23 protein-coding genes and 1 pseudogene are annotated in these 24,423 nt (G+C 50.1%); 20 read left to right on the top strand and 4 right to left on the bottom strand.

Annotation, left to right across the window (positions count from 1 at the left end; genetic code table 11):
- Window positions 1-48: 48 nt before the first annotated feature.
- The 5 genes from BIY29_RS05640 (at window position 49) to BIY29_RS05620 (ending at window position 4,220) form a co-directional block, all read left to right on the top strand.
- Window positions 49-432 (top strand): hypothetical protein, encoded by a 384-nt coding sequence (locus BIY29_RS05640; protein ID WP_121574172.1) that lies wholly within the window; start codon window positions 49-51, stop codon window positions 430-432.
- A 206-nt stretch (window positions 433-638) separates the two neighbouring features.
- On the top strand, window positions 639-1,079 hold the full coding sequence (locus BIY29_RS05635; protein WP_121574171.1) for a hypothetical protein: 441 nt from the start codon (window positions 639-641) through the stop codon (window positions 1,077-1,079).
- Window positions 1,079-1,675: a hypothetical protein gene (locus BIY29_RS05630; protein ID WP_121574170.1), complete on the top strand. Its 597-nt coding sequence runs from the start codon at window positions 1,079-1,081 to the stop codon at window positions 1,673-1,675. The genes BIY29_RS05635 and BIY29_RS05630 overlap by 1 nt, the downstream gene beginning before the upstream one ends.
- Window positions 1,675-2,337: a phage adaptor protein gene (locus tag BIY29_RS05625; protein ID WP_121574169.1), complete on the top strand. Its 663-nt coding sequence runs from the start codon at window positions 1,675-1,677 to the stop codon at window positions 2,335-2,337. The genes BIY29_RS05630 and BIY29_RS05625 overlap by 1 nt, the downstream gene beginning before the upstream one ends.
- Window positions 2,334-4,220, top strand: a complete 1,887-nt coding sequence (locus BIY29_RS05620; RefSeq protein ID WP_121574168.1) for a phage tail fiber protein — start codon at window positions 2,334-2,336, stop codon at window positions 4,218-4,220. The genes BIY29_RS05625 and BIY29_RS05620 overlap by 4 nt, the downstream gene beginning before the upstream one ends.
- Before the next feature lie 17 nt (window positions 4,221-4,237).
- Here BIY29_RS05620 and BIY29_RS05615 read toward each other — a convergent pair whose 3' ends face one another.
- Window positions 4,238-4,459 carry a hypothetical protein gene (locus tag BIY29_RS05615; protein WP_121574167.1) on the bottom strand — a complete coding sequence of 74 codons (222 nt, stop codon included), beginning with the start codon at window positions 4,457-4,459 and terminating at the stop codon, window positions 4,238-4,240.
- A 121-nt stretch (window positions 4,460-4,580) separates the two neighbouring features.
- On the opposite strand from BIY29_RS05615, the gene BIY29_RS05610 reads away from it, so the two are divergent.
- From BIY29_RS05610 to BIY29_RS05570, 9 genes are all read left to right on the top strand, one after another.
- Window positions 4,581-6,206, top strand: a complete 1,626-nt coding sequence (locus tag BIY29_RS05610) for a hypothetical protein (RefSeq protein WP_121574166.1) — start codon at window positions 4,581-4,583, stop codon at window positions 6,204-6,206.
- 26 nt (window positions 6,207-6,232) lie between these two features.
- Entirely contained in the window at window positions 6,233-7,336 is a 1,104-nt protein-coding gene (locus BIY29_RS05605) for a phage tail tip fiber protein (RefSeq protein ID WP_338067779.1), read from the top strand.
- Between the two features lie 286 nt (window positions 7,337-7,622).
- A complete protein-coding gene (locus tag BIY29_RS05600; RefSeq protein ID WP_121574164.1) occupies window positions 7,623-8,333 on the top strand; it encodes a hypothetical protein in 711 nt (236 codons plus the stop codon).
- Between the two features lie 4 nt (window positions 8,334-8,337).
- A complete protein-coding gene (locus tag BIY29_RS05595; protein WP_121574163.1) occupies window positions 8,338-8,703 on the top strand; it encodes a hypothetical protein in 366 nt (121 codons plus the stop codon).
- 8 nt (window positions 8,704-8,711) lie between these two features.
- Window positions 8,712-9,377, top strand: coding sequence for a hypothetical protein (locus BIY29_RS05590; protein ID WP_121574162.1), 666 nt, complete (start codon window positions 8,712-8,714; stop codon window positions 9,375-9,377).
- 8 nt (window positions 9,378-9,385) lie between these two features.
- Entirely contained in the window at window positions 9,386-9,766 is a 381-nt protein-coding gene (locus BIY29_RS05585) for a hypothetical protein (RefSeq protein ID WP_121574161.1), read from the top strand.
- Window positions 9,766-9,966: a hypothetical protein gene (locus BIY29_RS05580; RefSeq protein ID WP_121574160.1), complete on the top strand. Its 201-nt coding sequence runs from the start codon at window positions 9,766-9,768 to the stop codon at window positions 9,964-9,966. Before BIY29_RS05585 ends, BIY29_RS05580 begins: the two co-directional genes overlap by 1 nt.
- A gap of 7 nt (window positions 9,967-9,973) precedes the next feature.
- Window positions 9,974-10,273: a bacteriocin gene (locus BIY29_RS05575; RefSeq protein WP_121574159.1), complete on the top strand. Its 300-nt coding sequence runs from the start codon at window positions 9,974-9,976 to the stop codon at window positions 10,271-10,273.
- A gap of 11 nt (window positions 10,274-10,284) precedes the next feature.
- Window positions 10,285-11,610 carry a hypothetical protein gene (locus BIY29_RS05570; protein WP_240629980.1) on the top strand — a complete coding sequence of 442 codons (1,326 nt, stop codon included), beginning with the start codon at window positions 10,285-10,287 and terminating at the stop codon, window positions 11,608-11,610.
- 3 nt (window positions 11,611-11,613) lie between these two features.
- Here the strand turns inward: BIY29_RS05570 and BIY29_RS05565 are convergent, their stop codons facing one another.
- Genes BIY29_RS05565 through BIY29_RS05555 form a run of 3 tightly spaced genes read right to left on the bottom strand, consistent with a single transcriptional unit; the run spans window position 11,614 to window position 12,799 of the window.
- On the bottom strand, window positions 11,614-11,994 hold the full coding sequence (locus tag BIY29_RS05565; RefSeq protein WP_147437140.1) for a hypothetical protein: 381 nt from the start codon (window positions 11,992-11,994) through the stop codon (window positions 11,614-11,616).
- A gap of 14 nt (window positions 11,995-12,008) precedes the next feature.
- Window positions 12,009-12,491: a hypothetical protein gene (locus BIY29_RS05560; RefSeq protein ID WP_240629977.1), complete on the bottom strand. Its 483-nt coding sequence runs from the start codon at window positions 12,489-12,491 to the stop codon at window positions 12,009-12,011.
- 2 nt (window positions 12,492-12,493) lie between these two features.
- Entirely contained in the window at window positions 12,494-12,799 is a 306-nt protein-coding gene (locus BIY29_RS05555; RefSeq protein ID WP_121574157.1) for an Arc family DNA-binding protein, read from the bottom strand.
- Between the two features lie 94 nt (window positions 12,800-12,893).
- On the opposite strand from BIY29_RS05555, the gene BIY29_RS05550 reads away from it, so the two are divergent.
- The 6 genes and pseudogenes from BIY29_RS05550 to BIY29_RS05515 all read left to right on the top strand — a co-directional run bounded on the left by BIY29_RS05550 (window position 12,894) and on the right by BIY29_RS05515 (window position 24,397).
- Window positions 12,894-13,076, top strand: coding sequence for an Arc family DNA-binding protein (locus tag BIY29_RS05550; protein WP_240629983.1), 183 nt, complete (start codon window positions 12,894-12,896; stop codon window positions 13,074-13,076).
- Window positions 13,077-13,146: 70 nt separating this feature from the next.
- A pseudogene (locus tag BIY29_RS20970) lies at window positions 13,147-13,501 on the top strand (BRO-N domain-containing protein); the annotation flags it as partial.
- 504 nt (window positions 13,502-14,005) lie between these two features.
- Entirely contained in the window at window positions 14,006-14,215 is a 210-nt protein-coding gene (locus BIY29_RS05540) for a hypothetical protein (RefSeq protein WP_121574156.1), read from the top strand.
- A 245-nt stretch (window positions 14,216-14,460) separates the two neighbouring features.
- Window positions 14,461-14,976 carry a KilA-N domain-containing protein gene (locus tag BIY29_RS05535; RefSeq protein WP_121574155.1) on the top strand — a complete coding sequence of 172 codons (516 nt, stop codon included), beginning with the start codon at window positions 14,461-14,463 and terminating at the stop codon, window positions 14,974-14,976.
- A gap of 75 nt (window positions 14,977-15,051) precedes the next feature.
- Window positions 15,052-22,890: an LPD38 domain-containing protein gene (locus tag BIY29_RS05530; protein WP_121574154.1), complete on the top strand. Its 7,839-nt coding sequence runs from the start codon at window positions 15,052-15,054 to the stop codon at window positions 22,888-22,890.
- A 1,219-nt stretch (window positions 22,891-24,109) separates the two neighbouring features.
- Window positions 24,110-24,397 (top strand): putative hemolysin, encoded by a 288-nt coding sequence (locus tag BIY29_RS05515; RefSeq protein WP_121574151.1) that lies wholly within the window; start codon window positions 24,110-24,112, stop codon window positions 24,395-24,397.
- Window positions 24,398-24,423: the final 26 nt, after the last annotated feature.

The following is a 24,423-nucleotide window of genomic DNA, read 5'->3' as shown; positions in this document are numbered from 1 at the left end:
TTAACGGCAGGCTTCGGCCTGCTTTCTGTTTTATTCGGAGAAAATTCTATGGCAATTATTCAAGCGCCATCCATTCGGGATGCGGTGTATCAAGGGCCGCAGGGCAATCTGTCCATTGCGGAGAGCAGCGTTACGTTATCAGCGGCGGCAATCGGCGATGTGGTTGAATTGCTGGAAATGCCGATCGGTATGCGTATTTATTCTGTTGATGTGGTCAGCGAAGCGCTGGGGGCCGACGTCACCGTGACGATTAAAAGCGGCGATCAGACGCTGGTTGCCGCCGCCAGTCATGCGGCAGCCGTAGCCAGGAGTGTACCGGTTTCGCCATACAGTACCGTCACCGCTGGCGAGAAAATTACCGCTGTCATTGCTGGCGGTGCGGCAACCGGGCGGTTGGTGGTTAACGTGAAGTATGTCGCCGTCGGCTACTAATCAGCCTCATCTCCATATACACCCGCTGCGGCGGGTCAGACCATTGACAAAGTTCCTTATTAGGGAAAGCGTGCTGAGGGGTCGTAGCGGCGTAAGCCGCCGGAGCGCCCCTCGGTACGGTAGGCCCGTGTATCTCAGGCTTACAGGCTACTTTGTCAGCAACCTCACCCGCTGCGGCGGGTTTTCTTTGTTAAGGAACCTGAAAAATGGCAGAAACAATTTCCGTTGTTTACATCGGGCCGAAGGACAAAAAGCGGGATACGTTAACCGGCTCCCGGCTGGTATTTCCTCGTCTTCAGCCCGTTGATGTTGAAAGTGCTATCGCGCATCAGTTACTGGATTTCCCGACCGTCTTTGTCCGGGCAAGCGAAGTTGAATCCGTACTGGAACAGAAAGCGGATAGCGAAGAAGCTAAAGCGAGAGCCGAAGCCGACGAACTGGCGCGATTGCAGGCGCTGGCGGCGGCGAGCAGCTTTGTGGTGAAGATTGGTAATGATGATATTGATCTGGCGAAGCTGACATCGGTGCAACTGGCAACGCTGGTTGAGTCGGAAGATTTGGAGGTAAAGCAAGGCGCGCAAGAAAAAGTCGATGCGTTCCGCGTGCGTGTCCGTGAAGCCATTAAAGCGAAATCCGGGGTGGAATAATGGCTGCGCTTGACGTGTTTCTGCCTGTGATCCGCAAGCATATCAGCGGCCCGTTAGATTTGATGATGCGGCAATCTGCGCTTGAGGCTGCTATCACGTTCTGCCGTGAATCGCTGTTTTGTCGTGACACGTTGACGCTTGAAAATGTGGCCGCTGGCGCCACGCATGCGCTGACGGAAAATAATCAGGTGAAATGCGTCAAGCGCCTCCAGGTGAAAGATTACAGCGAGCGCCTGAACAATGCCGATGCGTCAGGACGCGAACTGCTGGCTGGTATCGACTTTGCCGTGATATCCGCCAACCATATCTCGTTTAACCGTGCATTCGGACGGGTGGAAATCCTCTTTGCTGTTGAACCCCGGCGCAACGCCAGTGAAGTCCCCGACGCACTGGCCGATGATTACATTGATGTGATTGCCGCAGGCGCGCTGGATGATTTATACCTGATGCCCGGCAGGCCGTGGAGTGATCCGCAGCGAGCGGCCTATTTCCGAGCGTTATTCACTGATGGCTACCGCCGTGCCTATCGTGATGCCCTTAATAATTCCCCAATAACCGGGTTCCACAACCCGGTACGCCGACACGAATTCTACTGATGACAACGATCAATGACATTATTGGCCGGGCCAACACCCTGCTGATGGATTCTCTATGGCTGCGCTGGCCCAAATCCGAACTGCTGGACTATTTTAATGACGCCATTAACGCTGTCATTATCATGCGACCAGATGCCGGATCGTCTATTGAAATATTTGATTGTGCTCCCGGAACGCGGCAGCAAATCCCTGATGGGGCTATCCGTTTACTGGAAATAACGCGGGTAATTGGTGGGCGCGCAATTCAGCCATTTCCGCGTGATGCGCTGGATTACCAGTATCCAGACTGGCATTCAATGACCGGGCCAATTGAGCGTTACTGTTATGACGAGCAAACACCGCAAACATTCTTTGTCTTCCCTGGTGCGCTTGCTGGGGTTCAGCTTGAAGTTAACGTGGCCCGTTTGCCTGCTCCGGCCAGTATTTCCGATCTTGGCCCGATTAATGTTCGGGAATTTCCGATTGATGATCTGTATGTAAATCCTGTACTGGAGTGGATTATATTTCGTGCTTTCAGTAAAGACAGTGAGAACGGAAATAACGCGGCGTTTGCCTCTCAGCATTATCAAACCTTTGTCGACCTGCTTGGCGTTAAAACCCAAACTGATACCGCTGCCGGACAGAAAAAACAGGCGCAATACAACGGGAGTACGCAGGCGTGAGTGTTTTAATCTCTGGTATATTAATTAACCCGGCAGGCCAGCCCGTAGCCAACGCAGAAATTACCTTCAGTGCGCTAACGAATGGACCGTCTGTATTAAACGGGTTTTCTGTATCAGCGACTACCAATCAGGATGGTAGTTACTCGATCCCGTTGGAAATTTGCGAATACTCCATTTCTATTCAAAGCGGTGGACATAACACCCTGTATGGTTCAGTTTCTGTCAATGAAAATACCGAACCAGCCACGATCAATGAATTATTGGAACAACAGGTATTAGAACAAGCAGTAACGCCGTCCATCATTGTTTATTTTCGGGATATTCAGACCGAGGTTGCCGCTAAACTGGCAACAATGCAGAACCTTGATAATAGCGCACAAACATCGGCAGCCACGGCAACTGAGGCAAAAAACACCGCCGCACAGTACGCCCAGAACCTCGGCGCCGCCGTCACTGCGGCACAGAATGCCAGCGCATCTGCAACCGCTGACGCCAATACCGCAATGGCTGCTAAAACCGCCGCAGAGGCTGCCGCAGCGAACGCGCAGAATACTCTTTTGGGAGCTGTGACTGTTGATACCGCGCAGACCATAGCCGGGCAAAAAGTGTTTACTCAGAATGTCACGGTGGCACGGACTGACGGTCAAAGCGGTGTAGCTATAGGCCGCACAGATGGAACGACAGGCACTCCGTACGTTGATTTTTATAGTACTGGTGTCGCGGTGTATGGGGCGCGGCTTATCGCTAGCGGAGGCACTACATCTACCGTGGGAACAGGCACGCTTAACGTTGTAGCGGGGTCGTTTACGCTTAACGGTATAGCTGTTGCCACATCAGGCACAGCAGTAATGCTGGATGGTTCTCAAACGATCACTGGTGCCAAGACTTTTAGTGCAGAATCATTCCAGCTTTTAGGCACTACCGGTTCACAAAAGCTAAAAATTGGGCGTGTTGACGGCGTTGCTAGTTCGCCACATATTGACTTTAACTCTGGCACAACAGTTGTTGACCGTGATGCGCGGATTCAATGTACAGGCGGCTCAGGTGCTAACAACGGGGGCACTTTAAATCTATTGGCGGGTAGTGTATTAGCAAATAGTTCTCCGATTGTCACATCGGGTGTCGCTCAGACCATTGCTGGCGATAAAACGTTTACATCGAACGTGCGTGTAGAAGTAGCGAGTTACCCCGGCGTTGAACTTACAGCGACAAATATAGCTGCGGGGACTGTCGGGCGTTGGAAGGGCGTCTACGTTGATAATGCCACGCAAATGCGCATATATTGCCGGTCTGATCGCGGTGATAGTACAGGTCAGATCACGCTGGCTATACCCCTCGACACAACGACGAGCGTGGCAACATTGACGCGTACAGAGACATTGACAAACAAGTCGTTGACAAGCCCTAATCTTACCGGCAGCCCCAAAATTAATGGGTCGGGGATTGTGGCAGACACCAACGGGTTTTGGAAAACAGCATCACCAATCATTAAATTATTCAGTGACGGTTCTATTGAAACGAATGATGAAGCGGCTGGTGTAACAGCAGAGAAAATAGGAATTGGTGAATATCGTATTTCCGGATGCTTGGGATTTAATTCTGATCCGGCGTGGGGAGGAATTGACGGCGGGATTGAGATACCTCTCGATATTAACAAACAGCCGCTTATCTGGGCCGACACATCAATCGAAGCGGACGGCTCAATAATCATCAGTACATATCATCGTACTCACCCTGATGCACCAGAATTTGCACGAAATAACATTGATGGTGTTGAGAACGGCCAGCCAATCGATATTCCCGCCAGCCGCTGGATCGATGTGCGTGTTCAGATGCCAGAATTGGAAACGTCTGCAACTGATGATGCACTGCCAGTGAATTGATCGCTATAACCGATCAATTACGCAAAAAACGCATGTTGCTCGGCGATAATGTCGAGTGCATCTTCAAGCGTCGGCACAAGGTCTGTATGAATTGCTGGTGCCTCTTTATCTCCGACACGCACAACGACATAAAACCCAAAGTCTTCTATCACTGCGTAAGAACCTGCAGGACATTCCATTAGCATGTCGTTCTCGTCGAGTACGCAGATCGTCGTTCCGTGATAATCGATAGTGTTCATTTCATTTAACCGTTGATATTGCGCCCATCAATAATACGCGCTAAATTCCAGAAAGATACCAAGTCTCGCCTTAAACAGCGGGGCTTTTTTTATTCCTTTTTTATACCGTCTCAGGATACTCATGGCGACAATTGATATCACCACGATGCGTGGCGAGATGCCGCGTGTCGTTGGGCACATATTGCCTGAATCCAATGCAACATTGGCGCAGGGCTGCCATTTCCGGCACGGCGTTATCACTCCGATGCAAGACGATAAAGATCGGGAAAAGGCATTCCCTATCGCGCCGCAAACCATTTTCCACTATCGGGACAATTTCTGGTTTGCCTGGAATAAGATTGTTGACGCCATTCGCAGCCCGGTCGCCAACGATGACTATGGGCGCGTGTATTACACAGACGGTGAATTTCCGAAGGTTACAGGCGCTCAAATTGCGACGGCAGGCAATGGCAATTACCCGGCGGCATACTACCGTCTCGGCATTCCTGCACCGGCCAATCCAATTGTTATCGGTGATATCACGCCGCCGGAGGATGCAGACGAGGACGACGCGACGGACGATGAAACCCGCTATTACACCGAAACCTATGTTACGGCGTATGGTGAAGAAGGTCCTCCCGGCCCCGCATCGGCGGAGATAACCATTGTTTACCCCAACAGCACCGTCACGCTGACGTTACAACCGCCCGGAGCGCAGAATAACAATATCACCCATCGACGCATTTATCGCTCGGCAACCAGTACCGAATCTGCCGATTATCTGCTGGTGGCAGAACTGGAGATTGCCGTTGCCTCATTTGTTGACGATCTGACCAATGCTGAACTGAGCGCGTCGCTGGAAACCTACGATTATTTCATGCCTCCCGATGGCATGATTGGCCTGTGTATGATGAGCAATGGTATTGCTGCCGGGTTTATGGGTAACCAGGTGATGTTCAGTGAGGCTTACCTACCGTACGCATGGAAGGACTCGAACAAGCAGACGACGCAGGATGAGATCGTCGCTATCACCCCTGTCGGTACTACACTGGTTGTCGGAACAAAAGGTATTCCATACATTTTTTCTGGTATCACACCATCCAATATCACTTCCAATCACCCGATTATAGCTTTGTCCTGTGTGTCCCGGCAAAGCATGGTCACGATGGATGGGTTTGCGCTGTATGCCTCACCCAATGGATTGGTATCCGTCAGTGCCGCAGGTGCCGCTGAAATTGCCACAGCGAATATCATTGAAGCAAAGCAATGGCGCAGGGATTTTAATCCGTCAACTATCCGTGCATGGCGGGTAGAAAATGAATATCTGGCACTTTATGACATTGATACAGGTGTCGCTGGGTTTATTTTCGATCCGGTCAGCATGGATATCCGGCGCATTACCACCACGTTCGACGCTGCCTACAACGATGAGTCAGGGGATACGCTGTATATCGTCAAAGGAAAGCAACTTTATACGCTGGGCGATGGCGCGTTGCCGGTTAATTGCCGTTGGCGGTCGAAGATCTATCTTGCTCCATCGAATACCGCATTTTCTTGTCTTCGAATAATGAGCGGGGCGCTGTCGCAGATTGGCGTCATTCTACATGCTGATGGTAAATCAGTTCTTCACCTGCCACCTGGAAGTATTCGTGAGTCGCTATTAAAACTCCCGCCGCTGCGTGGCAAGCGTTGGCAAATTGGGGTATACGGCAGTGCCCAGATAGATCGCATCACGCTGGCCACATCAATGCAGGAGATGCCAGCATGAGCAGCAAGTGGCGATCTGGGCGCGGCGTGGATGCGGTCGCGGACAATATCGAGACGTTGACCGGCCAGCGCGGCGACGGCAGCAGCAGGGCGGTAACCTATGCCGACTTGGCAAGTCTGGGACTGGCAAACCTGCGGACGCTGGGTGGCAAACTGAAGTTGACGCCGAGCACCGGTGGCAGCGGCGAATCATCAAACGGCAAGGTGCAGACCCCAACAAAGCCAACCAATTTTAAGGCAACGGGCGGTTTTGCCCACGTCCTGCTGGAATGGGATATGCCGCAGTATTCGGGGCGATCGCTGACAGAAATTTATCGTAGCCCGGAAGATAATCTGGCGAACGCCGTACTTATTGCATCGACAGCGGCGGGAGTATATGGCGATCCGGTCGATCCGGAATGGAAGGGGTATTACTGGATCCGCCACGTTAATTCTCTGGGTAAACCCGGTCCCTATAACGATTCGTCTGGGACCTATGCTGAAACCCATGCTGACCCAACATCAATTATTGATGTAATCAATGAACAGTTAAATAATTCGCCATTGATTGAAGAAATGAGCGGGAAAATAGAAGAGAATGCATCGGCGGTACAGACTAACACGCAGGCGATAGCAGATCTTGACGGTGTTAAGGCAATGTGGAGCACCAGGGCGCAAGCAGGGGATATCACTGCCGGGATCGGGATCGTGGCGTCAACGGACAGCAACGGAAACACCATCAGCCAGGTAGCAATCGCCGCTGGTCAAGTTTTCATATTCGACCCCAACAACCCGAACGATGATGGTACATACGCCATTCCATTTGCAGTGGTTGATGGAAAAGTGGTGCTCGATGAACTTGTAGCAAAAGAAGCAGTGATTAAAATTCTGGCGGCGCAAACTATTATGGCAGATAGCGTCAAAGTCGGGATTGAAATTGTTTCTCCGTATATCAAAACCGCTAAGATAGAAAGTGGCGGATTTACGGTTGATGAACTGGGGAATGCGACATTTGGGCAATTGGTTAGTATTTCGGCAGCAGGGCAGATCAGTATTAAGTCTAATACAGATAATGTTGGCCTTAATATTACTAATAACGAAATTATTCTAAGGGACGAAAACAACATAAATAGAATAGAGATAGGCTTATAATGGCTAATTTTATTATTAGAGATGAGAGTGGAACAGTTATTCTCGATTTATCTAATAGTATAACAAAGACACTCGGCTATTTTACTGTAGAGCCAAGCTCATCTAAAACAGTTACGATCCCTAACGTCTATGGTGGGCGATTATGGGTGTCAGCATCTGCGGAACAAATACAATTCGATATTGGTGTGTGGAGCACGCCACCGGCAGCAGTAATTGACGGTAATAATATTACCGTAAGTACGGTCAGAGATGTACGTTGCTTTTGTGTGTACGGGATATATTAGTTATGGCGTTCATTAGAGTAACAAACGATGATGGAGTAACGTTGATTGACTCTGAGGTTTTCAACTTATACTTAGCTCAAAAAGGGACGCTCTCTGCTCAATGGGATGTTGAGGTTGGATGGATAGCATTAATTACATATTCTGCAAAATCAGACCTGCCACCCGTTCTGGCTGTATCTTGCTCTACTCATCATGCATCATTACTTTCAGTAAAAAAAATAAACAATATATATACATATATCGTAATTTTCGTGGATGCATCGGGGGATAATCCCAATTTTTCTGGCAACTACTTCATATTTGATGCGGGGGAACTCACAAAAACCGGAACAGGCCTTCTTATTATTAGAAATAAGGACGGTTATGTTACGTTCGACAGTGATAAAAAGTATTTGAGAGTTCACTCTATACAGAATTACCCAACATACCAACATGATGAATTTGGTAGACTTCCTGCTGATGTGGTTATCGATACTGACATGAATAAAAAACTTGCGGTAGTGACTAATAAAATTAGCTATTGTTACACTTCACGTGTGAATGGGGGTGAGTTGGATTTAACGTGGTACTATGATGGGATAAAAGTTTCAGCTGATAAAATCTCCCGGCATGTTGATATGTATCAATCGTTGAACTATATAAGTGGTGGCGCTAATGCAACAAGAAATAGCTCGGATTCACAATATATGATTGTGGATGTGACTGGATATTAATTACATGAATATTAAAACATTAACTGACCGTGTGATTTCAGATACAAACGATCCTGAGTTAATTAATAAAATCCAAGACGCCTGCCGTAAAAAGCAGGCGTTTTGCTTTGGAACCGAGCACGGACGAATCGTTCTGGCTCCAAAATCGCGTGACGGCATTCCATATATTTTTATCTGGCTGGCGGCCAGCACTGAACCGGGAAGTATTTCCCGCTATCTGGAAGAAGTAAAGACGCTAACACGCATGATTGGCGGTCGTTGGGTTGAATTCAGTACGGCACGGAAAGGGTTTATCAGGGTGGCGCAGCGCCTCGGCTGGGAACGGCTGGCCGATGAAGGCGCGTTAATGAAATTCAAAATACCGATGTGAGGTGAGATATGGGCGGTGGAGGAGGCGGTAGCAGTGAAGTTCAAGAAACCACGCAGCAAAAAGCGGCGGCAGAGGTGGCACGGCAGCAATGGGATTTGTATCAGAACGAGTTAAAGCCTTACGAAAACCTATTCATGGATAAGGTGGACTCACTGAATGGTGAACAGAACTACACCGACATTGCCGGTGACGTCAATCTGGGATACCAGCAGGCGTTTAGCCAGGCAAGACAGCAGACCGCCGATAATCTGACGTCTGCAGGTGTTGATCCGAGCAGCGGCAAATTCCAGTCGGCGTTGAGCGATATAGCTGAGGATCAGGTGACGGGCACAATTGACGCGACGGCCCGGTCTCAGACGGACCAGCAAAATAAATATATTGCCGGGTTGCAAGATGCACAGGCGATCGGCGCAGGGCAGAAAGCGGAGGCGCTACAAGGCTATCAGGGGATAGCTTCTGCGTCACAACAGAAAGCCATTTCTGACGCACAGAGCTCACTGTCAAAACAGGCGGCTAATCAGCAATTGGTTGGAGCGGTGGGCGGTGCGCTGACCAGTTACGGATTATCCGACCTGCAAACTTCGACACCCAGCAGCGGTTCCAGCGGCGTATATGGCGGGCTTAGTGGAAACAATTCATGGAATAGCAACAACTATTCCAACTTGAAATATTGAGGTGAATCATGGGCGTGGCTTCGGACACTTTTGCCAACATCACCCGGCAGCAGTATGCCGACTGGGTAGACCGCTATTATCCCAAACTACAAGAGTTAATGGATTACTCTACCAGTGGGGAGATGATGAATAACGAGTTGGCGCGAGTGGGTTCAACCCAGCAACAGGCACTGAACACTTCGACCGTCGGTGCGGCCAATCAGCAGGCCCGTTATGGCGCAGCGCAACAAGCCAATAGCGAAGACAACAGCCTGGGGCTGAAATCAGCCCTCGCAACTGCGGGTGCAAAAAATGGCGTTCGTGATGCGGAAACTGATCGGCAATTATCCATTCTCACTGGTGGCTCCACGTCTCTGCGCAGTCTTCTTGATATTGGGAATGATTCATAATGGCTAATAACTACGGACTGATTGATGTGTTGAAAAAAAAATCGACGAATAAACAGGTGAAAGGCACGGAAATCACGGGGCTTGATAAAGATTTGGCGAGGGGGGATATAGAGGAAACTCTCACCGCTATGGGCATGGACGAGTTCTCCAAGAGGCTAGGCCTCGCATTGGTTAAAAAAGGCCACGTGCAGGCTAAATGAGGCATTTATGGCGGGATATGGGTTAATCGATATCGCGGCGCAAACGCGCCAACAGGCAATGTCTGGCATGCAGCAGGCGTCGGAAGCTGAACAGCAGCGCGAGGCGGCCAACGAGCAACTGAAAGCGCAGCAGAAGATGATGAAGAACCAGACGATGGGAATGGGCGCGGGGATGGGGGCGGCGGCTGGTGCATCCATTGGGGCTTCATCGGCAGCGATGGGGGCGACCTATGGATCATGGGCTGGCCCTATCGGTATGGGCATCGGTGCCGCCGTTGGGCTATTGGCCGGATCACTGTTTTCTTAATCGGAGGATTTATGGCGGATGTAAGAGGATTGGCTGATGGGTTTCTGGCCGGGTTTAACACGGTTGATTCAGCTATCAGTCGGCGTGAAGAATCGGAACTGCGGCGCTGGTCGTTGGAGCAGCAACAGAAAAACGCGGATCGTGCCTATGACTTTGAGCGAGAGACGTTTGATTACCGTAAAGAGTCCGACACCAAAGATCGGGAAACGCAGGCAGAGCGTTACAGGGTGGGGGATGGGCAGTGGCAGACCGAGTTTGAACTGAATAAGCGAAATTCAGATCGCACCTACGCCATGCAAGCCGAAGGGGTAAAGTTGCGGCGCGAAGAGTTGGCCTATCAACGTTCTGAGCAGAAGCGCCAGCAGCGGCTTAAAGATGAAATGCCTACCATCAAAATGTTCTATGACCAGCTTGAAAAAACGGGAAACATCGATCCAGACCTCTACAAGCTGATTTCAACGGATAATTCCCTTCACCCCAAACGCTTCTTTGGCGAAAAAGCCATCAAGAACGTAATGGAAATCAACCGGGTTATGCCAGCGGTTATTAATGGTGATATGGATTACAACGACCCAGCAGCGATCAGCGCCGTCAATGAAGTATTATCGCCGCATATTCAACGCGGTATTGGCGACAAAGATCCGGCTACTGGTTTAACCATCAAGGGTAAAGAGCTTGCTCACATTGGTCTGACTGAAGATGGTCAGCGCGTAATCCCAACTCTGAAAGTCACGTACAGCGATGGTTCGACAGCGCTCAAGCCAATGACCCGATATGGTTCTTCTGATCCGCAGGATACGATAGCGCCGATCCCTGTCACACGCTTGATGGATGAGGTTCGCGGTTACGGACAGATGGTCGTCCAGCTAAATGATGGCAACCGTGCACAGTTCATCAATAACATGGTTAACCCGCCAGATAAGGCTACCGTGCGTGAAGAAGCGAAAGGGCTGCGTAAAGATCTGCTTGATGTTGAAAAAGAAAGATATAAAGCGATTGCTAAAGATCCAGACAACGCTGTAACCATCAATGCTCAGTATGACCAACTGCTTGATCAGGTTAAACAAGCCCATGGTCAGCAGCCAGAAGATCGGACTACGCCGGTGTTGCAGCAATGGGCCGCAGGTGATCCGGGCAAGATCGCCTATGCTAAACAGCTTGCCGCCGCCGCGGCTTCCACTCCAGGCTATAACCTGTCTAAGGAGCATCTTGACGCGAAGTATGCCGAAGCACAAAAACGGGATACCCAGGCGAAGGATGCCGACACAGCCCAGAAATTGCGTGAGCGCGCTCAGTCTCGGCAGCCAGTGGCACCACCTTACTACACCGGACAGTAATTCTTAATTTTGGGGCACAGTGACAGCATCACCGATACATTTCACTGATGCCCAACAATTATTTATCCAGTCAGTATCTGAATTTTTCTGGCAAATAGTATTTACGACGGCATCAGCATTTAGCATCGCCGCTTTTATTTTTACCCCGTCCATAGCCTCTGATTCAGAAATATCCTGTGCTTGATATTTGTTCCGGTTACAGGATAATCCGTCTACAGTTTTTATTATGGTGGCATCAGAGAAAGGGTTGTTTTTATATACAGCCATATTGATAGCTTTACTGCGTTGTTCTCCTGATAGATATTCTATGCGTGGGTTTGATGCGCAAGAGGATAAAATTAGCGCAGATGAAAGAAGTGTGTATAGTTTAAATAAGTTAGCCATTTTGAAATTCCTTTTTAAAGTTTTATTTTAGAATATATATTCTCTGCTTGGCATTGGCTGCCATTGTTAAAAATAAGATCTCCACGCATGCCATTTATTCTTAGTATGGCATCGTCCATTAACGCAAGATTAAGACACATTGATGTTTTTATGAAGTGGTCAGTTCCCCATATATTATACCAGTCATCATCTTCACGGCTGACTTTTACTTCGTATGATCCATTTTTTATTTCATTTTCCCCATAAACTCCTGACACATCGCATGAATCTTTGCTATCTATGAATATTAACTGATTGTTATACCCATCGGTACGAAGATAGGCATTTTCAGAATAAGCATATACATAACAATATTTAGTATGAATGATAGAGTTTTTCCCATCAATGCGATAAACGTTGCTTGAATCTCTTGTTACTGAAATCTCATAGGTTTCGGCCAGTGTAGCTTGAGGTATAAAAAAACAAGATAAAAGTAAAAATTTTTTCATGGAATACATGTCTATTCCTTATTGTCTATTTTCTTTTCAATGTCATTGAGCTTTTCAAGCATGAGCCGGAGAAAATCTTCCGATGAGTGAGCAGGATCTGGCTGCTCTATAACGCGGGGATCTTTGACAGTTATGGTGGTTGTAATGTACTCAGTCCCGTGTAGCCCTTCCGTCAACTCATGTAATTGTACCGCAGCTTCAATGGCGCTGATGATTTCCGCATTTATCGAGCGGTTACGGGATTCGGCCATACGAACTAATTTTTCCTTTAGTTCAGCTGGCATCCTAACGTTGAATTGTGGATCTGTTCTAGCCATTTGTTAGCCTCAAAAAATCATATTGACATGATAGTTCGGTAATACTACAGTTCAAGTCGTAGTACCGTACTATCACTGAGGCGCAGAGGTGAACATGATGCCGACTAGGGCAATGCCACAGACGAATCTCCGGATTCCTCAACAAGTTAAAGATGGATTAAAGCGCATTGCAGCGCGTAATGGACGTTCGATGAACTCTGAAATTATTCAGGTTCTTGTCGAGCATTTGAATAAAAATGGCGAAGCCCTGACTACTCGAAATAGCCAGGGCTTCTGATTTGTCCAATCCCCACAAGGAAATAGACATGAATAGTGTAACAGCAAACAGCGCAACAAGCACAGTCCCCATGATCGCTGGAGAACTCACCACTTTTACATTTGGCGAGAAAGAGATCCGTGTCATAAACAAAGGCGGCGAGCCGTGGTTCGTTGCGAAGGATGTTTGTGATGCTCTTTCTCTCACCAACTCACGGAAAGCTCTTACCGCGCTTGATAAAGATGAAAAGGGTGTAACTTTAACTTACACCCTTGGAGGAAACCAAGAAGTAGCAACTGTATCCGAGTCTGGCATGTATACACTGGTTCTTCGCTGCCGCGATGCCATTAAACCAGGTTCTGTTCCTCATAAGTTTCGTAAATGGGTGACGGCTGAAGTACTGCCATCCATTCGTAAGAACGGCGTATACAGCAAAACCAAGAAAGCTTTACTCGGTAAAATTACCTTCGAACAGCAGGAGGCCATCAAGCAGTTGGTGATGAATCGCGGCAAGGCCTTACCAAAAGATCGCCAAGCTAAAGCGATGATTACGATGTGGTCAGCGTTGAAATCCCACTTTGGCGTCAGTTACAAGGAAATTGAGGAAAGCCAGTTTGCGGAGGCTCTGTCGCTGGCGGCGCGCGTACCGCTGGAAGGCGAACTCATGCCGCCCGTCTTCCTGCCCACGCCAGAACCATCCGTGGATCTAAGCATGGAAATACACAACATCGGAATTGCTTGCGGGCATATCGAATATATCTGGCGGGTGTGGGGCAGTGAACTTTACCCGGCGCTGAAAGCCGTGCGCTCACCGCTGGCCTACGAGCTAATGGATCGCATCCGGGACTCCTGCGCCATCGTCAACACTGTGCGGCGCGGACTGGAGAGAAATCGGGGCTAGTGTAGATGCCGGTAACATAGGGCCTGTGTTCTTTAAACTGGAGAAACAAATGCGCGACGAAGATTCTGGGAATATTGACGGTATTGATGGTACTTCCATCAATACATTGGAAGATGCTGCGATCATCATCAACTCGTTCGTGTGTCAGGGCAGGATCGGACCTGCGCGCCCGGACGATTTCGAGGCTGAAAGTATACTGGCCCATCTGTCTATTCTCGTTCATCAAGTGGAAGCTGGGGCGAGGAAACGAGAAGGATAAGTGTTCCCCGCACTCGCGGGGATAAACCTCTTCCCATCATCGTCGATAAGCGCTAAATTCCCCAAAGATACCGAGTTACGCCCTAAAAAGCTGACTCGGTTTTTTTATGCGCACCGCCCGCGCATTCACTCACGTCGAACCCAACCCTTTGGAATGAGCCTTTGAGGAGGTCAGTTAGTGCTGGCGAGCCTCGACGGGCTGATTTCCTGTGCGGCAAAGGTTCATTTCAAAGCAAGGTAAACGTTATGAAATATCCAACCGTAGCAGTAAACGGCGTTTCCGTTCGTGTTGATGAAGCGGGACGTTATAGCCTTAATGATCTCCATGCCGCAGCAGTAGCGAACGGGCAGGCAACAGAATCCCAAAGACCCGGCGAGTTTCTCAAGACAAAGCAAATCAAAGCATTTGTTCGTGAATTGAGCGATGCGAAGAAAATCGCATCGGTAAAAACCATTAAAGGAGGCAACGAGCAAGGGTCTTGGGGGCATGAACTTGTCGCCATTCGTTATGCTGCTTGGCTTAATCCCCGCTTTGAAATCCGTGTATACGAAACATTCAGAGAGGCGGTACTTAGCGGCATTTCCGCGATGAATCGCCTTAATCGTCTTGATCTGCTGATTGACACTGAAAAAAAAGAGATCAGCGCCTGCGCTCGCCGGATGAATCAGTGGGGTGTTGGAGGCCGAAAGCAAATCCTGCATACAGTTCGCGAACGCATGGCATCGGAGATTCAATTACTGGTGCCTGGTCTAGAGCAGTGAGCATCTTTCGCCTCAATCTATCTTCCCAAATAATCCGCTTCGGCGGTTTTTTTATGCCTAAATTTTGGAGTCGCAATGGCTAATGACCCGCAACAACTTCGCCCGGAAGCGCAGCGAGCGAACGACAACCGGCAGGGGTTGAATATTCAGCAGCCCGGTGAAGTTCCCGCATATGATCCCCAAGACTTCACGCTTGAAAATTGGAATAAGGCGCCGCACGAACGTCCCAAATCAACCTGGGGCGACGACTTTAAGGCTCTCGCTGCCGCGCCTCTCAACATGGTGGCTGGCGTTGGACAGATATTCAAAGCCGGAGATCAAATCCTTGATGCTGCTACTACGGAGGGGGCGGAGGAAAATCCCAACCCGTGGGGCATCGACGATCAAATGATGAGCGTCATGCGCCAGAACAACGGCAATCCTCTGTCGCGTGCTGGCACCGCCGCTATTCAGGGCGCTGGCGAACTGGCCGGAAGCGCAGCGCAATCCATCTTGGATTCACGCACCGAGGGGGCGAAACAGGCTGCCGCTCAGGATTTTGCAACCATTGACCGTGATAAAGACGGTAATATTACCGGTATCAGTGCAGGCGAGGGGTTATTCAACCCCAGTGCATGGATGCAGAACGCAATTCCCAGTATGGCCACTATGTTCACCAGTGCGGGTGCCGCAAGGCTGGGATCGGCCGCTGTGCGGGAAATGGTCGAGAAGGCGGCATTCAATAAACTGCGTCAAAAATTGCCGGAAGAATCTGCGCGACAAGTTGCCAAGGCGACGGCGGATCGTGCCGCCGCAGCCGCGGGGAAAGGTACATTCGTTGGTTCGCAAGCTGCTACCGAGCAGGGGCAGGGTGGCATCGATATGCGCAACGAGATCAATGCGCTATCTTTCGATGAACTGATGAGCAGCACCACCTTCCAGCAGGCGTTCAGTGATATTGATACTGATCCGAACTACTCCAATATGGATGATACGCAAAAACTGACGATGGCTCGCAGTATGGTGGCGGAAAAGGCGGCAAATGCCGCTACGTTCGATCCTAAAGCATTAGCGGTTAATATCGGCGCGGCAATGCTGGGCGACCACACATTGATATCGCTCGTCACAAAAAGAGCGGCGGCGCGAGGAATTCTCTCAGGTATGGCGAAGGGCGCTACTGCTGAAGGCTCGACGGAGTTCGCTCAGGGCGCGACGCAGCGCTACGTTCAGAATGAACAGTTGATCGACACAGCCGGACAGAATATCGACCCCATGACAGACGTGCTGAAAACCGGCCTTAATAATGCCGTGGTTGGCGCAGGCATGGGTGGGGGATTTGGCGCCGTCGGTGGAATGCGTGGAAGAAAAGGGGCGACTGAACAGCAGTCTACCGATCCTGTAGCCGAGCAACAGCGCCAGGACAAGCAAAAGCAACTGGAAAAACAGTACGGGCAGATGCTGGACGGCGATCTGTTGACTGCTTTCCAGAACCTGAACCAGAAGGAAGAACTAACCTCCGACGAGCAGGAACAACTTCAGGCCGCCCAATCCGCGTTGGCCCGGCGGATGGATGTTGGCGGGCTCAAAGTGGACGTACCTGAATGGCAGAACTCGGGTAATGAAACCGGCAGTGGTTCGGGCATCCCGGTGGCAAAGTTGGGAGAAGACGGCCCGCCGCCGGGATACCAAGGCGAGTGGCGCGATGGAGAGCCGGTTATATCGGTTACCAGTGGGGCTGATGCGCCGCAATTCAATCCAGAGAATGTTACTGGTACGCCGCAAAGTCGTATTGATGAATTCCGCGACACGCCCGCATATCTTCGTCAGGATCCTCGAGTGCAGGGATTTGCGGAAGATAGTGAAGTGCAGCGTACGCTCAGTGAACATCAGCCCGCACCAACCGCCGACGAGTTAATTCGCCAGCAGATAGAACAGGGTGATCAGGGGTACACGCAGGAAGAACAAGCCATTTTGGATCAGGCTGAAAAAATCAGGGCATCACGTCAACCTCGCCTTCCCGCACCAGGTCAAACGTCAGTGATCGCCATGCCGGGTGAAGTTCGCCTGCCGGTTGGTGATGAAACGCAAGTCGGGCCGGGGCCGCAGTTTGACGCTGGCCGCCAGGTGCGAGGTGAAGAGTACATCCCGGCAGAGCGTAGCCAGACTGGCGGTAAAGAAGTTGGCCGAGCCTCGCGGACTTTTGAAGGAGAAACTGTACCGTCAAATGCCATTGAAGATAAAAATATCATCTTCGCCGGTGCGCCGACGATCGACGAGGGACAGGCCAGCCAGCCGCCGCAATTCAGCCAGGGCGAGACGCGCGCCCAGCGGCAGACACGGGAATTTACAGAAGCGATGGGGGCTAATAGTGACAAGCCTGATGGCCTGCCAGATCAACGCCACCGTGTCGCCGGCGTACCGGTCGATGCGCAAACCGAAGCCTATGCTCGAGGAGAACTGGTCGGTCAGTTGAAATTGTTCGCAGGCAACAAGCCCTATTCCAGTGAACGAGTTGCCCTTGCTTCCCGCTGGGCGAAAATGCCGGGGGCTACAGTGGAGCCTGTTGGGGATGGTTACGGTGTGCGTCTGCCACCGAAAGCACCGAACCCAACCGAGGCGGACAGCACCGCTCAATCAGAAATCACGGATAGCAGTGAGATAAATCACCGTGGCTATCCTCTTTTCCCGGTAGACGCGACGCGCCGAGACACCGGCGAGCCGGTGAAGGCATGGGCAGTTCAGGCGGAACCAAATAGTCCGATTAAGATGGCGCCAAGACTCTTTGAAACGCGTGAAGAGGCGGTATCCTACGCTGACCGGTTGGCTGATCGGGATGAACGCAACGCGGTATCCAGAGGCAAACGTGTAGCGGATCACAAAGAGAGGGAGGCGGTGGAGGCCGAGAAGCGTGCGCCAATTAACGAGTTTCTTGGTGCGCAGAATTTCACTCCCATGCAGCGCGGGAAGGCGGACAAAGCGTTACTGGAAATAGTGAATTACCCTGAATTTGACCGCCCATTGACAAGGGCGGAGGTTGTTCAGAGATTGATTGGACGCGGCTGGCGCCCGGAAACCAAGCAAAGGACGTCTGGTGACGGGAAGAGCAAAACGTTATACCGGATTGTTTCTGATGATGGCGATCTCTATAACGTGACAAAAACGGAGCATGATTTTGCCGCACATCTGGTTGCCAAACGCTCGTCTAAGAAAAACTCCGGTACACTCTACTCGCGCCAGAACGATCGCAAAGACGGTCTGACCGTAGAAGAAGCTCGTCGCATTGCCGATGATTTCCAGAGTGAGTACAATGGCAACATTCCGCTTGATATCCGGGTGTATGCTCGACAGGAAGATGCCTATGGTCCGCAAGCAACGCGAGAAAATATCGGAAGAATCCCGGGTGCGTATCATGCCGCCGGAAAAGGAAGGATCGTACTTAACGCTGCCAGCATTCGTGACACGGCGGACGGACGAGCAACACTCCGTCACGAAGTGCTTGGCCACTTTGGAATCAACACCTTTAAGCCAGCGGATAAAAGACTGGTTCTTGATTCGCTTCTCAAAACGCGTGAAGACCCTAAATTCCGATCACTCTGGGAACAAGTAAGACAGAATTACGGCGATCGGCAGGAATCCATTCAGGCAGAAGAGGTTTTCGCTCACGCAGCCGAACTGGAGCGCGCCGAACGCAATGCTCGCACTCGTCGTCGGATTATTCCCTCCGAAGTCCTGCATGCTTTCCAGATGGCTCTACGCCGTAGCGGTCTGGTTAAAGGCCCGATGAAAATCAGCGAACTTTATGATGCCGTTGACGCGGTAGCCGCCGGTATTCGCAGCGGACGGCGACAGCAACAAACGTTCCCGAAAACCGATCAGGATCAGTTCCGACGAGATAGCGATCAGCAGCAAAACGCCTCCAAGCCCGGAGGCGTTGTTGTTTCTGCCACCGATATTGGCGGCGGCAACATCATTCACGATGGCAGCTTTAGCAAAGACGGCGGCAAACCCGCTCAAGGTATGACGCGAAACCGTGTACAACTGGCGTCGGATCTTTTCGTTTCCAATCTTAACGGTGCCGCCAAGATCAAGGTTAAAGCGGTACAGACACAGGCAGAAGCCGCTGCCATGATGCCGAACGGTATTCCTGAAGAGTTCGGCACAGTTCATGCCATCTATCAGCCGGAACTCAGTCGGGTGATTGTCATCGCCGACAATATCGCTAATCCCCGCGAACTGCGCGCCAAATTGCGACATGAAATTATCGCCCATCATGGTCTGGCCTCGGTTATCGGCGATGTGGAGTACGATCGCATAATGCGGGTGCTTCACCAGACACGCGACAGCAAAAACAACACCATTCAGGGTGTCTGGCGCCAGGTAGAACAATCTTACGGACAGGAATCACTGGAAACGCAGGCTAACGAGTTTCTGGCGCATATGGCCGAACGCGCCGAGTTAACAAAGTTGGGTGGCGTGTGGGATCGATTTGTTACGTTGTTGACCAATGCGCTGCGCAAAGCAGGGATACTGAATCCGATGGATATCACGCCAGCGGAGATCCGCAATATCCTGCGCACCATCACTGGACGGTTCCAGAAGACGGCCATGTATGCTAACGAGCAGCCTGGCACCCGCGAGTTTGATAACACCTTCTCACGTACTGATGCGCTTTATTCCCAGAGCAACGATAACGTTGATCCGCTCAAACCGCTGCCGGCGGAAGCGGAACAGTTCCGCGAGAATTTGGGTAAAGCTATGCGATCGCTCCGCTCCGCAGACACGCCAGTTACTATCGGGCGGACGCCGCCGGTATTGCGGGCATTAGGCGCACCGAATTTGGATATGGTGATCACTCGCGACACCGTGCGTAAGGCTACCAACGGTGTTAAGCACGACGTGCCGATGGGCGTGATAGAGCGTCTGCCGGAATTGATGCATGACCCAGTGGCGGTTTATCGTTCGCGCACAGAAGATAATGCGGTAGTGGTACTACTGGAAGCCAATGACGCCAATGGCGATCCCGTGCTGTCTGCCGTCCACATGAATGCGGTGCGTCAGCATATGGAGATCAATCGTATTGCGTCTGTTTACGGAACCGAAGAAGGGAAGAAAATTAACACGATGGAACGGGAAGGTCTGGCGCTATATCGCCGGGAAAAAGAAAACCCTGGTAACCCTCTATCCATAGGGCTCCAATTGCCCAAGGAGGAGCGTTCTTACCAGGGTTCCGATTCTGCCAGTCGCCGATACTCGCAGGGGCTCCAATTGCCCAAGGAGGGCGACCCCGCAGAATCAGGTCAAAATATACTCTCTTCCGACGATATCCGCAAGAACAAGACGCTCTATTCACGCTCCGGTAATCCTGCAATGGATGCTGAAACCTCCCGGAAAATGGGCTTCAACGTCGAAAAAGGCTGGTTTGATAAAGCCAAAGACTTCTATCAGATAGCGACCGACAAGGATAAGACGGAGCTTAAACAATGGTGGCAAGAAACCTTCCGCAAGTTGAATACCAAAACCTTTGACGGCCTGGCGCCGCTAAAATATGCCGAGGATGCGGTCGGTAAATCAGATGCGACTGTTTCCGGCTACACGGCGGCGCGTATGTCTGCGGGATCTAGATCGGTGACCGCTGCTGTTCTGGAACATGGTCTGGTGCGTTACAACAAAACCGAGGGCATTACTGAACGTATCCCCGGCACCGGAAAAGCTGACTCACTTATAGGCATTCTGGATGGGCTCGGCAACCATCGAGAAAATTTCCTCAAATGGATCGCTGGCCACCGCTCCGAACGCCTGATGGCGGAGGGCAGGGAAAATAACTTCACCGCTGATGAAATTACCTACATGAAGTCTCTGAATCGCGGCAATGAAAAATTGTTTGCGGAGCAGAAGAAAAAATACGATGCGTTCATCAAGTCCATTATCGACTTGCAGCAGGATATGGGGCTGATAGATCCAGAAAGTCGGGCCATGTGGGAGGATGCCTGGTATTTACCTTACTATCGTGAGGCCGAAAACGGTGAAACGCATGGCCCCTGGACGACACGCGGAATTGCCAATCAGAGCAGCACGATCCGCAAGCTGAAAGGCTCTGATCTCACCATTAAAGACCCGATTGAAAACCTGTTTAACTATGTTGCGAAATCTGTTGATGCTTCAATGAAGAATGAGGCCATGCGCCGTTCGGTCGTCAATCTGGGGGATACCGGGGTAATCGACATTATCGAGAATCCCAACCAGATCGACTATCAGCGCCTGAAGAAAGACACGGTAAAGGTTTTCGTTGACGGTAAAGAGCAGCTTGCCCGCATCAATGACCCGGATTTGTACCGTGCTTTCACCATGATTGACCTGGAGCGCAGCAATTCACTGTTTATGAGAGCAGCACGGCAGGCCAAACGGGTACTAACCATCGGCACCACGGCTATGCCGGATTTTATCATCCGCAACTTTGTTCGTGATGCTATTCATTCATGGGCCATTAACAAGGATGGCTTCAGGCTTGGCCTAGATTCGTTGAAAGGTCTGAAAAAAGCCATGAGCACAGACGACACGCTGGTGGATATGATGTTCGCCGGCGCGACATTCGGCGGTGGTTACTCCAATGTGTATGATCCGGCTGGCACCGCCTCCAGTATTCGCAAAGTTCTACGCCGTAAGGGATATAACGATAGCCAGATTCGTGAATTTGAATCGTCCATTGTGCGAAGTAGTAAAGAGGCGATGGATAAGGTCGGCTGGGCGATGGAAAAATACAAGAAGGTCAGTGAAGGGGCCGAGAATGCCAACCGCATTGCCACTTATGACGCCGCGATTAAAGCAGGCAAGAGCAGGGCGCAGGCAGCGTTTGAATCCCGCGATTTGATGGACTTCAGCATGATGGGGGCCAGCAATTTAATGATTAACCTCAGCGATATGTTGCCATTCTTTAATGCCAGGATGCAGGGGTTAAGCAAACTGAGTCGGGCAATAAAAGATAATCCTCAAGAGGTGTTAAAGCGCAGCAGCTACATTATGGCCGCGTCACTGGCATTGTTGGCGCTTAACTGGGATCGAAAAGAGTACGAGGAGTTGCCCGATTGGGATAAGGATACCTACTGGCATTTCTGGACAGGCGATCAACACTGGCGAGTCCCGAAGCCATTCGAGTTAGGTTTGCTTTCCGCGACGATACCGGAGCGCTTTGTTCGCGCTTTGGGTAGTAAGGACAGTCCGGCCAAATTCGGCAAGTTGGTAGCCCATAATTTCATTGAAACGATGGCGTTTAACCCAATTCCGCAAGTTGCTATGCCGATCGCGGAAGCCTATGTCAATTATGACTTCTTCAAAGGCGGGCCGATTGAGAACATGGCAGATAGCAACCTGATTGCCGGGGCTCGCTATAACGACCAAACCAGTCTGCTTATGCGCGAGATTGGAGAAGCCACTAATTTGTCACCTAAGATGCTGGATCACATCATTACCGGTTATACCGGTACGTTGGGAGCCTACATACTTGGGGCGACAAACATTGTAATGCGTAATTTGGGAGATAGCGGCGAGTCACCCTCACTGCGCCTTGACGAAATGCCCGTCATTAAAGCATTCGCTCGCGGTTCTGATCCGGCCAAGTCCACACAGTTCACCGAAGACTTTTACCGGATGATGACTCAGGCTAACCAGATCAACAGCACGATTAATGATTACCGAAAACAGGGGCGCCAGGATAATGCCAATGAGTTGTTGCAGGAAAACAAGGGGAAACTGTCGCAACGCAGGGCGCTGACGGCGACGCAGAAGCAGGTGAAACAACTCAATGCTCAGATTGAGCTTACCCGCGCTGACCGCATCTTAACGTCTGAGCAGAAGAGGGAAAGGATTGATCGCCTGATGGCAAAGAGGAACAAGCTGGTTCAACTGGCAGTGGAACGGGTTAACCCGTATTTTGACTGAACACTAAGAAGCGACCTGTAATAAATTATCGAGTGTCCAGGTGGTGTCATTAAACCGGTAATGACGAGGATGAAACTGGTGTTGCTATCCAGAATCATTCGGCATGTACCGGTTATCAGTAGCGCGGTGTTAACAAAAGAGACGAAAACACAGGATGAATCATGACCAAACCAGGGATTTTACATCCCTGGCGGAATTCGGCATGGTCAGGCTAATTAAACTTACCCTCGCAGTCAGACAAGTCTTTGAACTCATGTTTCTCAACCCATGTATATTTAAAAGCATCACCTACAAGGTATTCTTTTTCATAAAAACCGTCTCGCTGCTCATATATAGGCTGATCGTAGACATGCCTCCCTATTTCTATTCTTCCCCAACAGGTGGCCGGGTTATAGACAGTTGTGCATGCGGTAGTCAATAAAAGAACAGGAATGAGTAAAAGGTATTTCATATTAATTTCCCTATATATTATTTATAAATCAATTGCTTTGCGAAGATATTCTATCGTAACCAGCTTCTGATGCACATGATAAGTGTCAGAAAAAGCAGAAAACCGGTTACGCCCAGGATAATGCTGGTGTTGCTATTCAGATCCATTCGACACTTACCGGTTATCAGAAAAGCGGCGATGATGAACGGGACTGAAAACACTGGGTGAATGGTGATCATAACGGCAGCCAGAATCAGGCAGATGATGAAGGCGGTGGATGACATAAATATCCTTAATTTTAGGGGCAAATTTAGGGGCAAAATAAAGGGGAAAGGGCAAAAAAGGGGCATTTTTTGGGGTGCACAAGGTAACTTATGGTGATGAGAATTATTAGTCAACACTCTGAAATATAAACAAAATATAATATTTTCAATTATTTATATTTGGGAGTGAGGCTTGTTGAGATTGTATTGTTGTTTTTGACTGACCACGGGCATCTCTTACTGTAAGCACAATTAACAGTGAACAAAGCGAACGCCGCTGCATGAAATGCGCGGCGCAGGTTATCGTCAGTATGGTACGGATTGCGCGGTTGAATACCAGAAGGATTTATCGTATTCGGCGGTATTTTACCTTTTCTTGCTCGCCGCGCCTTTATCCCGACGCTATTCTTTGATCTTATGCCGCATACGGTGATTTATCAGTGTGACGGTGAAATAAGCTGTGGTAAATAAAGTAGTGCAAATTAATTAACCCTTCCCGTTATTGCAAACGTACCGGAGCCAGAGAATGAAAGTGTATCAATGGTTATTCACTGTGGTTGTCCTCGTACTATCTGGTTGCAGCAATAGTGAAAAAACCACTGCCGTAAATCAGCAGGATCGTGCATTTTATAACGATAATGCTGTTGCGTTGTTAAAAAGCAATTCGCCTGCTGATGTTAGCTGTTCATTAATGGGGGGAACGATGGCGTTATCCAGACAATTAAATGGCGCCAATGTGGGAACCTGCCAACTGGCCAATGGCAAACGTTGTGATGAACGGTCATTGATGAATGGGACCTGTCCGGCCGGCTGATCCCTGCGTAAGCACTAGACTGCCGC

Origin of the sequence: Brenneria alni (genome assembly GCF_003666245.1) — a bacterium.
Classification (GTDB): Bacteria; Pseudomonadota; Gammaproteobacteria; order Enterobacterales; family Enterobacteriaceae; genus Brenneria; species Brenneria alni.
Note: the sequence above shows the minus strand (reverse complement) of the source record. Positions and strands in the feature narration are given on the sequence as shown.